Genomic DNA, 12842 nt, shown 5'->3' with positions numbered 1-12842 from the left:
TCGTTGTCAGCTGGCCAGAGCGTGCGCCGGGCTGTCGGCGAGCCTGGCCAGTCGCGCGGCCGAGGCGTTGCTGGGATAGCTATAGGATTTCAAGGCGTCGGCTTGCGCCTGTTCGACCAATTGTTCGAAAGAAAAGGGGCTGGCGTGCTCGGCCGCCAGGGCTGTCGGATTCAGGGCTGGCAGGCGTGCGGCCAGCGAAGCGTACGTCAGAAACTCGCGGCGTGTAGACATGCTGGTCTTTCCTTGAAGATAGAAATCCAGGCACCACGATCGGTACGACGCAGGCAAGCAACCGTGCTGCTTGCCTGAAGTTTTGAGCGGGAAGGGCAGAGTGTCTACTGTCAGAAATAACAGCTTTGCAGGTGTTTCAGACGAGCGGTGGGCGCGCGCTTTTCTGAGATTGTTTCAAGGTCAGTTGGCACCTGGAGCATGGAACTTCCCGGCGCTCGTCGACCAACTAGGGGAACGCAGGGTGCGCCAGCGCTGCATCCCATTCGCTCCTCTGTCCGTGAGTCGCTCATGAATATAAGTTCTGCCCTTACCCATCCGCTTGTGCAATCGGCTCTCGTCCCAGCCATGAAGGCGGCTATCCCAACGCCCGCCATTACCCAGCCGACATCTTCGACGGTTTCTGAAGCCTCGCCGCCTCACGATCGGCAAATCCGCGATAACCCTCTCATGAAAGCTATGCTGGAGCGCAAAAGCAGTACGCAGGACCAGCCCGCCTTGGGTCAGCCCACGGTACAGGCCTCAACGGACAAGAGCGGCTTACAGAAGTTGGCTGGCGACATTGCCCAGCACACGTGGTTTATCCCAGGCTTGAGCAACATGCTCAGCGGCGTGGCCGGTGCGGATAAAGGCCTGGACGGTGTGGTAAAGGGGCTGGTCAGTGGTTTGGACAAGACTTTGGTGGACGGTCTGGGGACCGCCATTGAAGGCGCGGCGAACAAGGATGTGGTGTCGATTTTCAAAGGCTACGGGCAAGCCGTGAAGCACAACGCGTCGACGCCCGAGTCCGTCAAGTCGGTGCTCGCGAACCTGGTCTGAGCGCGCTGTGCCGTGACTGGACGGCGGCTCCTCAGGCCGCCGTCTGCCGAATCGGCAGCACCACGCGAAACGTCGTGCCCTTGCCCGGCTCGCTGCGCACGGAAATATCGCCGTGGTGCTTTTTGATAATGCCGTAGGACAGTGACAGCCCTAGCCCCGTGCCTTCCCCCACTGGTTTGGTGGTGAAGAACGGATCGAAGATTTTCTGCACGGTTTCGGGCGCAATGCCGCAGCCGTTATCGGCGACTTCCAGCCACACGTTATCGCCCTCCACCCCATTGCTGATGGTGATCGTGCCTCGCTCGGGGCCCATGGCCTGGGCGGCGTTGATTACCAGGTTCATCACCACTTGGTTAAGTTGCGAGGCCAGGCATTCGATTTCCGGCAACGCGCTGTAGTGCTTGATCACGTCGGCCTTATACTTGAGCTCGCTGGCGACGATGTTGAGGGTGGAGTCGATGCCCTGTTGCAGATTGGCCCATTGCCAGGTCTGGTCATTGTCCACCCGCGAGAAGTTTTTCAGGTCCTTGACGATCTGCACCACTCGCCCGATGCCTTCCTTGGACTCCTTGATCAGGATGGGAATGTCTTCCTTGAGAAAGTCCAGCTCCAGTTCATTGCGCAGGGTTTTGAGTGCATCGCGCTGTTCGGCCGAGGCGAGGCTGTCCTCGACCTGCCGGTAGGCATCGAGCATCTGCTGCAACTGATTGAAGTAGCTGTCGAGGGTGCTGAGGTTGGAGGAGATAAACCCCACCGGGTTGTTGATCTCATGGGCCACGCCGGCCGCCAGTTGCCCCAGGGACGCGAGTTTTTCCGACTGCACCAGTTGGCTCTCCAACTGCTTGCGCTCGTCGATTTCCAGTTGCAACGCTTCGCTGGTCTGGGTCAGCGCCAGGGTGCGTTGCGCCACCAGTTGCTCCAGGTGGCTGGTTTGTAAGGAGGCGCGGCGGGCCATGTCCCACTTGTTGGAGAGCGTGTTGGCCATCTGTTGCACTTCGATGTTGTCGAAGGGCTTTTTCAGGATCAGCAGGCGATCATGGCCTTTGAGGCGGTACAGCAGGTCATCCCAGGAGTAATCCGTATAAGCCGTGCACACCACCACTTGCAGGCCGGGGTCGACTTTCCATAACTCTTCGATGGTCTTGGCGCCGTCCCAGCCCTGAGGCATGCGCATATCGACGAACGCCAGGGCGTAGGGGCGCTTGTCCGCCATGGCCGCGCTGAGCAATTGCAGGCCTTCTTCGCCGCCATAGGCCGAGTGCAATTCGAACGCCTGGACCTCGGCTTTATCAGTGTCGCCGAACAGCGCCGATTCCAGATCGTCGAGAGCCTGGTTGGTCTCAACGGTCGGCATCAGGATCTTGCGGAAATCGTCGTGAATCGACGGCGTGTCGTCGATCAACAGGATGCGTCGATTGGGAGGCTGGTTCATGCAGGACTTCCGGCTGGGGTCATGGGAATCGTCAGGGTAAAGATCGCGCCCAGGCCAGGCCCGTCGCTGTGGGCGCTGAGCTGGCCACTCATTTCGACGGCGGCCAGCGCGCAGCTGTGCAGGCCGAAGCCGTGGCCTTCTTTGCGAGTGGTAAAACCGTGGGTGAAGATCCGCGTCATGTTCTCGGCGGGGATGCCTTCACCGTCGTCTTTCACGCTGATCTGCAAGGTGTTGTCGGCCAGTGCCTGGACTTTGAGCGTCATCTGCCTCGGGCGGTCGTTGAGATTGGACATAGCGTACTTGGCGTTGCTGATCAGGTTGACCATGATCAACAGCAGGCGATGTTTGTCGGCGAGGATTTCCGGCACGGGCGCATATTCCTTTACCACCGTGACGTGATGCCGGCTCAAGGCGCCGGCGTTCATGCGCAGGGCGTCCTCCATCAGGTCGCTGATATGCACCGGCTCCAGCAGCGTGGCGGCGCCGGCATAGGATTGCTGGGTGGAGACGATGTCTTTGATGTGGTCCACGCTTTTGCTCAACTGCGCCAACTCATCGGTCATGCCCTGCTGCTCCACGGCGATGGCGTCCACCAGTTGGTTGAGGTAACCGGGCAGCAGCTTGCCTTTCTCATCTTCAGTGAGAAAGGTACCCAGGTCGGCCTTGTGCTCATTGATCAACTGCATGGCCTTGCCCAGCCCCAGCGCTTTGCTGCTGCGCAGTTTGCGGGTTACCAGGTCGGCGGAGATGTTCACGCTGTTGAGCACGTTACCCACGTTATGCAGCACGTTGGTCGCGATTTCGGCCATGCCGGCTTGGCGCGCGCTGTCGAGCAGTTCGCTCTGGGCATCCTTGAGCTGCTGGGTACGCCGCTCCACGCGTTGTTCCAGGGTTTCGTTGGCGGCCTGCAATTGGCGGTTGACCCGGTTGATCTCGGCGAAACTGCGCAACAGGCGCACGGCCAGGTAGAGCAGCATCGCCACCAGCAAGGTCGAGAAAATCAGCAGATAGCGGTGGTACTGATGGTCAATGCGGTCGGCTGCCTGCTGGTCCTGGTCGAGGTGGGTGGTCAGGTCGTCCAGGCGTTCGGCCACGGGCACGTCGGCAATCCGCTCAAGAAGGTTGTTGACCACCGGTTGTTCGCGCAGGATCAGCGAAATGTGATTGCTCAGCAGTTCCACCGGGCCCTGGAATTCGCTCGGTAGCTGTTCCTTATTGGTAGCCAGTTTGCCCAGGCCCACCAGGATGTCGGCAGCCCGATCGTCACTGGTGACTTGAGCGAATTCCAGGCTGCTGAGCAGCAGGTCGTAGGTGTCGGTGGCCACGCCTTGCAACTGCAGCCGACCTTCGTCGTCAAGGCGATTGAACTGGGCCTGGATGTCGTCTTCGGCGGTTGGCAGGAACGCCAGGGAATTGCGCAGCACCGCGTTGTGGGATTTGAACTGATCCACCAGCCGGGCTTTTTCCTGCATTGCCGTCTGGTAAGCGGCTTGCGTGGCCTGCCAACTGCTCAGATCGGTTGGGTTGTGGTAGGTGTCGCGGCTGTTCAATTCGGCCCAGATCCGCGTCATCTCCGTGAGGGGCGTGACCAGGGGATCATAGTTGTGGGTGATCGCGATCCTGGCCTTGAGCACTTCGCTGTCCCACTGCGCATTGAGTTGTTGCAGTTGGCGGATCAAGTCCCGCGACTGGGTGTAGCTGGCGGTCTGGTCACGAGCGGCCTTCAGGTACAGAAACACCAGAGTCGAGGCGAGCAGCAGGGTCACCAGGCCAAGCACGACCTGGGTAAAGCGACGGCGCGACTGAGTCGTCATAGTGGCTTGCCCGCCCATTCACCGGTCAGCGTCTTGAGAAACTGCACGATCAAGTCTTTGTCTTCCTGGTTCGGATTACGTCCCAACTGGTACTTGAACATCACGTCGACGGCTTCTTCCAGAGTCTTGGCCGAGGCATCGTGAAAATACGGCGCGGTCACCGCCACATTGCGCAGGCTCGGCACTTTGAACACATGGCGGTCTTCCTCGTCCTGGGTCACCAGGTACCGGCCCAAGTCGGCTTCGACCGGGTTGCCGCGGGCTTTGAAGTAGTCGCCCATCACGCCGAACTTCTGGAACATATTGCCGCCGATGTTGATGCCCTGATGGCAGGCGATACAGCCGTAATCCTTGAAGCGCTGGTAGCCGTACTTTTCCTGGGTCGTCAGGATCTCGGTGTTGCCCAGCAGGTACTGATCGAAGCGCGAATTGGGGGTCAGCAGCGTTTGCTCGTAGGTGGCCAGGGCATTCTGCACATTGGCGGCCGTGACCCCGTCGGCGTAGGTCTGTTTGAACGCGGCCTGGTAGTCGGGCAGTGCGGAAAGGTTCTGCACCACGGTGTTCCAGTCGCTGCCCATTTCCGCCGGGCTGATCACCACCTGTTCGATCTGGGCTTGCAGGGTATCCACCCGGCCGTTCCAGAACTGTTTGAAATTCAGGCTGGCGTTAAACACCGACGGGGTATTGATCGCCACCGGCTTGCCGTCGAAGCCCATGGAAAACGGCTTGTTGTCGGCGCCTCCGGTTTCCAGGTGATGGCAGCTGGCGCATGACAACGTGTTATTGACCGACAGGCGCGGTTCATTGAACAGTCGGCGGCCCAGCTCGACTTTGGCCGGGTCCAGGGTGGGCACCGGCGGCAGCGGTTTGAGCGCCTCATTCAACGGTGCAGCCGACAGCGGCTGAACCAGCCCCGACCACAACACCAGCATGACGCCGAAACGGTAACGTGAGACTTCGCTCAAGCGAGCACTCCTTGCAGGCATGGGGCTATGGGGTGGGCATCAGTGTGGCGCTGCCTACTTGCAGCATGTGCGCGAAATCCTTGGGCGGCACGGCCTTGCTGAACAGAAAGCCCTGGCCCTCTTCGCACTGCTGGGTTTTCAGGAAGTTCAGCTGCTCGACGGTCTCGACCCCTTCGGCAATGATGTTCAGTTCCAGGCTTTTGCCCATGCCGATGATAGCGCTGATCAGTTGCGCGTCCTGGCTATTTACGTTCAGGCCGCGCACAAACGACTGGTCGATTTTCAACACATCGATGGGAAAGCGCCGCAAGTAACTGAGGCTGGAGTAACCGGTACCGAAGTCATCCAGCGCCAGGCGCACGCCCATGGCTTTGATCTTTTGCAGGATGTCCACGGTTTCATCGACGTTCTGCATCAGCACGCTTTCGGTGATTTCCAGCTCCAGCCGAGCGGGCGGCAGGCCGCTTTGCTTGAGGATCGCGGCCAGATTGTCGACGAAATCGCGCTGGCGAAAGTCGATGGGCGAGACATTCACTGACATGCACAACGGCGGCAAGCCCATGCTGCGCCAGGCTTGCGCCTGCTCGCAAGCCTGGCGCAGCACCCATTGGGTCAACGGCACGATCAGGCCGCTGTCCTCGGCCACCGGGATGAAATCGGCCGGGCTGACCCACCCCGAGCGCGGTTGAAACCAGCGTATCAGCGCCTCCGCGCCGACGATGCGCCCGGACCTGAGGTCCAGTTTGGGCTGGTAGTGCAGCACAAATTCATCGCGTTCCAGGGCATGGCGAATCGCGCTCTCCAGGTTTTGCTGGCGTTGGGCGCGCAGGTTCATATCTTCGGTGTAAAAACTGAAATCGTTCGCGCCGCGCTCCTTGCTGGTGTGCATGGCGGTTTCGGCGTGCTTGATCAATTCCACCGCGTTGCAACTGTCATTGGGGTAGATGCTGATGCCCAGGCTCGCGGTGACGCTCAGGTCATGCCCGGCCACATGCCGCGTCGCGCTGATGGTCCTGAGCACTTTGTCGGCGATGTGTTGGGTTTGCTGAGGGTGCTGGACGTCGTGGAGCACGATCACAAACTCATCGGAACCGTAGCGAAACACCGAATCGGAGTCGCGCACCGTTGCCACCAGGCTGTGGCTGACCTGTTGCAGCACTTCGTCGCCCACCGGATAGCCCAGGGCATTGTTGATGCGTTTGAAGCGGTCGAGGCCGATGAACATCACCGCCAGTTGCGTGTCGTGCCGCCGGCCAAGGGCGATGGCCTGGGTCAGGCGGTCCCCCAGCAGCGTGCTGTTGGGCAGCTCGGTCAGCGCGTCGTATTGCAGCAGGTGCGAGACTTTCAGCAGTTCCTGCACCCGTTCTTCGATGGTGCGCTCCAGGCCGCTCACCTTGCGGGCCACGTCCTGAGCCAGTTGCCATTTCCACGTCAGCGCACTGGCCATCTGGCGGATCTCCAAGTGGTCGAACGGCTTTTTCAGGATCAGCAACTGGTCGTTGTACTTCAGCCGTGCCTCGATGGCCTCGAAGGAATAGTCGGAATACGCCGTGCACAGCGCGATCTGCAGGTTGGGGTCGACGTTCCACAGCTGTTCGATGGTTTGCAGGCCATCCCAGCCGGGCGGCATGCGCATATCGATAAACACCATGGCATAGGGGGCGTTGGCGGCCAGGGCCTGGCTCACCAGTGCCAGCGCTTCCTGGCCCTGGTAGGCCGAATCCAGCTCGAACACCTGGCGTGGAGCAGCGGGGGTGCCGAACAGGGTTTCCTCAAGGCTATCCAGAGACGGCTCGGCGTGGGTGTCGGCGCACAGGATCTTGCGGAAATCCTCGTGGATCGACGCAGTATCGTCAACGATCAGAATGCGGCGGTTGGCCCGAGTTGAGTCTGCATTCCGCGCTGGCAAAAGGCTCGACGGCATAACGATTCCTTCCCTGGTTTCACTTCTTGGGGGGGCCGACTACTGTGACAGCATAGCCGAGCTACCTTGAAATTGATGGCCAGTTGGCGTCAAATCGATCCCGCGCCTCGGGCGAGGGAAAGTGGCTTGGCACGACGGTTCAATTTAGCTCAATTCCGTTTAATTTGAAGGCGCGTAGGCATGGATGAACAACTGGCGACGAAACCCACGATTTTGTTGGTCGACGATGAAGAGTCGATCCTAAACAGCCTGCGCCGCCTGCTGCGCGGCCAGCCTTTCGACGTGGTGCTGGCGGGCAGCGGCGCCCAGGCCCTGGACATCATGGCCGCCCAACCCATCGACCTGGTGATGAGCGACGCGCGGATGCCGGGCATGGACGGCGCGCAACTACTGGCCGAGGTCCATCGGCTGTACCCCGGCACCAGCCGCATCCTGCTCACCGGTTACGCCGACCTGCCGACGATCGTCAAGGCGATCAACGAAGGGCAGATCCACCGCTACATCAGCAAGCCCTGGAACGACGAAGAACTGCAGCTGGTCTTGCGCCAGACCCTGGAGCATCAGCGCTTGGAGCGTCTGACCCAGGTTCAGAACGAGCAGCTCAAGCAATTGAACGCCACCCTGGAAAAACGCGTGGCGGCGCGCACCAGCGAGTTGCAGCAGACCGCCGATATGCTCGACCTGGCCTACGACGAGCTCAAGCGCAGCTACGTGACCGGCACCGAAGTGTTTTCGCTGCTGGCCAACCTGCGCTTGCCCAAGAACAAGCAAACCAACCGCGCGCTGATCGAACTGGTACGCGTGTATTGCGCCGCTCAGAGCATCGATGAGTCCAGTGCCCGCGATCTGGCCATGGCGGCCGCGCTTTACAACATCGGCAAGCTGAGCTGGACCGACAGCATGCTGATGGAACCGGCGGACAAGCTGCACAGCACCGACCGTGAGCGCTATCGCGGTTATCCGACCCAGAGCGAATCGCTGTTGATGACCCTAGAACCGATGAAAGATGCCGCGCGGATCATCCGTCATCATCAGGAGCGCTGGGACGGCAGCGGCTTTCCCGATCACCTCAAGGGTGATGCGATTCCCTTCGGTTCGCGCCTGCTGAAACTGGCGGTGGACTTTATCGAACTGCAAAAAGGCCTGATCCTGGAGCGGCAAATGAACAGCGACGAAGCGCTGTTGTTCATCCGCAAATACGCCGGGCGTCTGTATGATCCCGAGTTGATCGAGGGCTTTGTGCAGGCCTGCGCCACCTTCCTCAGCGACGTGACCCTGGGCGACCCGACCGTCAAGGTGCTGACCACCCGCGAACTGCAGGACGGTATGATCCTGGCGCGTAACCTCAACGCCGACAACGGCATGCTGCTGCTCAACGCTGGCAAGGTGCTGAACTTACCGCTGGTGGACAAGCTGATTGCGTTCGAGGCGATGGAGGGGGCCAAGTACAGCGTCTTTATCAAGGAACCGGACGAGGCGTGAGCCTTGGGCGGTGATTTTCACTGATTTGAATGCAAGGTTTTTATCGTATGTCCACCACTATCCGCATCGCCGCCGCCCTCCTGATCGGCGACGACGGCCAGACCCTGCTGGTGCGCAAGCGCGGCACCCAGGCTTTTATGCAACCGGGCGGCAAGATCGACGCCGGCGAGCAACCCGCCGAAGCACTGGCCCGTGAGCTGTTCGAGGAACTGAACCTGCGTATCGACCCTGAAGCGGCGGCCTACCTGGGCCACTTCTCTGCCCCGGCGGCTAACGAGCCGGGTTGCACCGTGGAAGCCGAGCTGTTCCAGGTCAACATCGACGTACCCGTGGCCCCCGCCGCCGAGATCGAGGAAGTGCGCTGGATCGACCCGGCCGGTGACGGCGGCCTGGTCCTGGCGCCCCTGACCCGTGACCTGATCCTGCCGTTCTATCGCTCGTCCCTGGCCACACCGGCCTGACGCCCATGCTGATCCGTGCGCTGGGGGCCGAGGATGCCGAGGCTTATCGGGCCTTGATGTTGGAGGCTTACGACACCTACCCCCAGGCATTCACCTCCAGCGTGGCCGAACGCGCCGCCATGCCCTTGAGCTGGTGGCAAAAGCGCCTCGACAACCCGCTGGATCGCCTGCTGGGCGGTTTTGATGGCGAGCGATTGGCCGGGATTGTCGGCCTGGCCTTCGAACCCCGGGAAAAAGCGCGGCACAAGGTCACGTTGTTCGGCATGTACGTGACCACGCCGTCCCAGCAACAGGGGCTGGGCCGCCGGCTGGTGGAAGCGGCGCTGGCCGAAGCACGGCGGCACCCGCGCCTTAAAGTCATCCAACTCACCGTAACCGCCGGCAACATCGCAGCGTTCACGCTGTACCGACGCTGCGGCTTTATCCAATACGGCCTGGAACCGCTGGCGGTGCGAGTGGGGGAGGACTACTTCGACAAGATCCACATGTGGCGCGAACTCGGTGTTAACTGAGGCCAGTGTGGGAGGGGGCAAGCCCCTCCCGCATTTTTAGACGGTTCTTTCAGTTAGTACTGAGGAGGCATTTGGATTGGCATGCCGCAAACTGCGCGGTGGTGCGCCATGTGATCCAGCCCAGGCAATGACTATCAACGGTGGGAGGGGGCTTGCCCCCGATGCTCTTAGGCATCTACACAAATCCTGACGGCTGGCCAGTAACGCTGTGTCGGCAGACCCGCCCCATCAGCGCACCGCACTCACCCCGTCCAACGTGGAAAACGACGTGTCCTTGGCCGTCAGCAGGAAGTCGCGCATATACGGCGCATCCAACATGTCGGCGCGAATGCCGGCGTATAACGTCGCGAACAACCCTTTCTCACCCAGGCGCTTGGCCTTTACGTAGCCGCGCGAGCTGTATTCATGCAGCGCCCAATGGGGCATGCCGCACACGCCACGGCCGCTGGCCACCAGTTGCATCATCATCACCGTCAGCTCGGAGGTGCGCACCTGGGCCGGTTCCACGTCGGCCGGTTCCAGAAAGCGCGTGAAGATGTCCAGGCGGTCGCGTTCCACCGGGTAGGTGATCAGGGTTTCGCTGAGCAAGTCTTCCGGCACGATATACGACTTGTTCGCCAGCGCATGCTGGTTGGCCACGGCCAGCATCGCCTCGTAGGTGAACAACGGTACATAGGTGATGCCCGGCAGCTCCAGCGGGTCGGAGGTCACCACCAGGTCCAGGTCGCCACGGGCCAGGGCCGGCAGCGGGGCGAAGGCAAAACCGGAGGCCAAATCCAGCTCGACTTCCGGCCAGGCGTCGCGGAACTGGTCGATGGTCGGCATCAGCCATTGGAAGCAACTGTGGCATTCGATCGCCATGTGCAAGCGCCCGGCGGTGCCCCCGGCCAGGCGCGCGATATCGCGCTCGGCGCCGCGCAGCAAGGGCAGGGTGGCATCAGCCAATTGCAGCAGGCGCAGGCCGGCGCTGGTGAAGCGCAGCGGTTTGGTCTTGCGCACGAACAGCGGCATGCCCAGGCGTTCCTCCAGCTCCTTGAACTGGTGGGACAGCGCCGATTGCGTCAGATGCAGGCGCTCGGCGGCTTCCACCAGGCTGTCGGCTTCGCGCAGGGCGTGCAGGGTCTTTAAGTGACGGATTTCGAGCACGGGCTCTCCATGAGGGTAATTTGTGTTGAAGTGCGATGGCGTGAGTTTGGCTCATGTTGCAAAGCATGTCGACTATGACCGCCGGGCACTCTTCATCAAACTGTCATGGAACTGTGGCAGCGCGCTTGAACAAACTTCATCAGACTCGCGCTCTACTGGGGTTCTGCGTTTTGGTGTTTTTCATGCGTGTGTTGTTTTTATTGGCCGCCTTGCTGTTCGGCCTGCCGTCTTCTGCGGCCTCCCGTTGCGATATCAACGTCCCGACCCAAACGGTCGATCTGGATCAGGTGAGCCTTGCCTATCAAAGCATTGGCCGGGCTTCGGACCCGGCCTTGTTGTTGGTGATGGGCCTGGGCGGTCAACTGATCCATTGGCCGGATGAAGTGGTAGTCGCCCTGTGTCAGCAAGGCTTTCGGGTGATCCGCTATGACAACCGTGATGTCGGCCTGTCCACTTGGCGCCAGGCGCCGGCCAGCGCCAACCTGACTTTTGAAGTGCTGCGCTACAAGCTCGGCCTGCCGGTGGCGGCGCCCTACACCCTGACCGATATGGCCGACGACGCCTTGGGCCTTATGGACGCGTTGCAGATCCAGCAATTTCACGTACTCGGCGCCAGCATGGGCGGCATGATCGCCCAGCACCTGGCGGCCATGGCGCCGCAGCGGGTCGAGAGCCTCACCCTGATCATGACCAGCTCCGGCGCCGAAGGGCTGCCGGCGCCGAACGCGGCGCTTGTGCAGTTGTTGTCGCGGCGCAGCGCGCCCAGTCGCGAAGTCGCTCTGGAGCAACAGGCCGATCTGCTGGCGGCACTGGGCAGCCCAAATATCAAGGACGATCGCCAGGCTCTGCTGCACCAGGCGGCGCTGTCCTATGATCGCGCGTTCAACCCCGAAGGTGTGAAGCGCCAGATCATGGCGATCCTCGCCGAACCCAGCCGCGTGCCCTTGCTCAACCAACTGCGCGTGCCGACCCTGGTGGTCCACGGCACCGCCGACCCGTTGCTGCCGGTGATGCACGGCGTGCACCTGGCGGCGCATATCCAGGGTAGCCAGTTGAAGCTGATCCCAGGCATGGCCCATAGGTTTCAGGAAGCGTTCAAGGCGCCGCTGCTGACGGCGGTGTTGCCGTACCTGCAAGCCCATCGCGAGGATGCCGCGCACTGGGCACGCATCGAGCCCGCGGCGCCTTCGAAGGTGTTGTGACATTGGTGTATGGTGCAACCTTTATGGCGCATATGGCCTGCGAGGTTGCCTAGCATGAGTACTCCCCTGAAAATCGATTTCGTCAGCGATGTGTCTTGCCCCTGGTGCATCATCGGCCTGCGCGGCCTGACCGATGCCCTGGACAAACTGGGCGCCGAGGTACAGGCCGAGATCCACTTTCAGCCGTTCGAACTCAACCCGAACATGCCGGCCGAAGGGCAGAACATCGTCGAACACATCACCGAGAAATACGGCTCCAGCGCCGAAGAGTCCCAGGCCAATCGCGCGCGCATCCGCGATCTGGGCGCGGCGTTGGGCTTTGCCTTTCGCACCGATGGCCAAAGCCGCATCTACAACACCTTCGATGCGCATCGCCTGCTGCATTGGGCCGGCCTTGAAGGCTTGCAATACAACCTCAAGGAAGCGTTGTTCAAGGCTTACTTCACCGACCAGCAGAACCCCTCCGACCACGCCACCCTGGCGATCATCGCCGAAAGCGTCGGCCTGGATATCCAGCGCGCGGCCGCGATTCTCGCCAGCGACGAATACGCCGCCGACGTGCGCGAGCAAGAGCAACTGTGGGTTTCCCGGGGCGTGAGTTCGGTGCCCACCATCGTGTTCAACGACCAATACGCCGTGAGCGGTGGCCAACCGGCCGAAGCCTTTGTGGGCGCGATTCGCCAGATCATCAACGAAGCCAAAAACTAGAGCCCCCTCTCCAAAGGTGGGAGGGACGCTGCGACGATTCGATGGCTGAGTGTCAGTCAGCGCTTGTAGCGCTCCAACCACCTATCGAGGGCAAGCCCTCTCCCACAGGGTATGGCAGTGTGCATGGAGTAAGTGCTGGCCCGCGCCTT

The 12842-nt window shown here is 61.2% G+C and carries 12 protein-coding genes; 6 read left to right on the top strand and 6 right to left on the bottom strand.

All coding sequences use genetic code 11. The features are described from left to right. Positions 1–6: 6 nt before the first annotated feature. On the bottom strand, positions 7–231 hold the full coding sequence (locus FIV35_RS06595; RefSeq protein WP_034137151.1) for a hypothetical protein: 225 nt from the start codon (positions 229–231) through the stop codon (positions 7–9). Between the two features lie 447 nt (positions 232–678). On the opposite strand from FIV35_RS06595, the gene FIV35_RS06590 reads away from it, so the two are divergent. Further along, entirely contained in the window at positions 679–1047 is a 369-nt protein-coding gene (locus tag FIV35_RS06590; RefSeq protein WP_143521047.1) for a hypothetical protein, read from the top strand. A gap of 31 nt (positions 1048–1078) precedes the next feature. Here FIV35_RS06590 and FIV35_RS06585 read toward each other — a convergent pair whose 3' ends face one another. Genes FIV35_RS06585 through FIV35_RS06570 form a run of 4 tightly spaced genes read right to left on the bottom strand, consistent with a single transcriptional unit; the run spans position 1079 to position 7182 of the window. Continuing rightward, positions 1079–2479: an ATP-binding protein gene (locus FIV35_RS06585; protein ID WP_034137153.1), complete on the bottom strand. Its 1401-nt coding sequence runs from the start codon at positions 2477–2479 to the stop codon at positions 1079–1081. After that, on the bottom strand, positions 2476–4293 hold the full coding sequence (locus FIV35_RS06580) for a DAHL domain-containing protein (protein ID WP_034137475.1): 1818 nt from the start codon (positions 4291–4293) through the stop codon (positions 2476–2478). The genes FIV35_RS06585 and FIV35_RS06580 overlap by 4 nt, the downstream gene beginning before the upstream one ends. Beyond that, positions 4290–5258, bottom strand: a complete 969-nt coding sequence (locus tag FIV35_RS06575; RefSeq protein WP_034137154.1) for a cytochrome-c peroxidase — start codon at positions 5256–5258, stop codon at positions 4290–4292. Before FIV35_RS06575 ends, FIV35_RS06580 begins: the two co-directional genes overlap by 4 nt. A 25-nt stretch (positions 5259–5283) precedes the next feature. Then, positions 5284–7182, bottom strand: coding sequence for a putative bifunctional diguanylate cyclase/phosphodiesterase (locus FIV35_RS06570; RefSeq protein WP_034137155.1), 1899 nt, complete (start codon positions 7180–7182; stop codon positions 5284–5286). A gap of 180 nt (positions 7183–7362) precedes the next feature. On the opposite strand from FIV35_RS06570, the gene nosR reads away from it, so the two are divergent. The 3 genes from nosR to FIV35_RS06555 are packed head-to-tail and all read left to right on the top strand — an operon-like array spanning position 7363 to position 9637. Continuing rightward, on the top strand, positions 7363–8664 hold the full coding sequence (nosR, locus tag FIV35_RS06565) for a response regulator c-di-GMP phosphodiesterase, NosR family (RefSeq protein WP_034137156.1): 1302 nt from the start codon (positions 7363–7365) through the stop codon (positions 8662–8664). A 47-nt stretch (positions 8665–8711) separates the two neighbouring features. Continuing rightward, a complete protein-coding gene (locus FIV35_RS06560; RefSeq protein WP_034111939.1) occupies positions 8712–9125 on the top strand; it encodes an NUDIX hydrolase in 414 nt (137 codons plus the stop codon). 5 nt (positions 9126–9130) lie between these two features. Further along, positions 9131–9637 carry a GNAT family N-acetyltransferase gene (locus FIV35_RS06555; RefSeq protein WP_034137157.1) on the top strand — a complete coding sequence of 169 codons (507 nt, stop codon included), beginning with the start codon at positions 9131–9133 and terminating at the stop codon, positions 9635–9637. A gap of 228 nt (positions 9638–9865) precedes the next feature. Here FIV35_RS06555 and metR read toward each other — a convergent pair whose 3' ends face one another. Beyond that, positions 9866–10783: a transcriptional regulator MetR gene (metR, locus tag FIV35_RS06550; RefSeq protein ID WP_034096103.1), complete on the bottom strand. Its 918-nt coding sequence runs from the start codon at positions 10781–10783 to the stop codon at positions 9866–9868. A gap of 182 nt (positions 10784–10965) precedes the next feature. On the opposite strand from metR, the gene FIV35_RS06545 reads away from it, so the two are divergent. Next, the gene (locus tag FIV35_RS06545; RefSeq protein ID WP_034137158.1) at positions 10966–11985 is read left to right on the top strand and encodes an alpha/beta fold hydrolase; all 1020 of its coding nucleotides are present in this window, start codon (positions 10966–10968) and stop codon (positions 11983–11985) included. A gap of 54 nt (positions 11986–12039) precedes the next feature. Continuing rightward, the gene (locus FIV35_RS06540; RefSeq protein WP_034137159.1) at positions 12040–12693 is read left to right on the top strand and encodes a DsbA family oxidoreductase; all 654 of its coding nucleotides are present in this window, start codon (positions 12040–12042) and stop codon (positions 12691–12693) included. Positions 12694–12842 lie beyond the last annotated feature (149 nt).

Source organism: Pseudomonas rhodesiae (assembly GCF_007858255.1).
Lineage (GTDB): Bacteria > Pseudomonadota > Gammaproteobacteria > Pseudomonadales > Pseudomonadaceae > Aquipseudomonas > Aquipseudomonas rhodesiae.
This window is presented reverse-complemented; position numbering and strand designations above follow the sequence as displayed.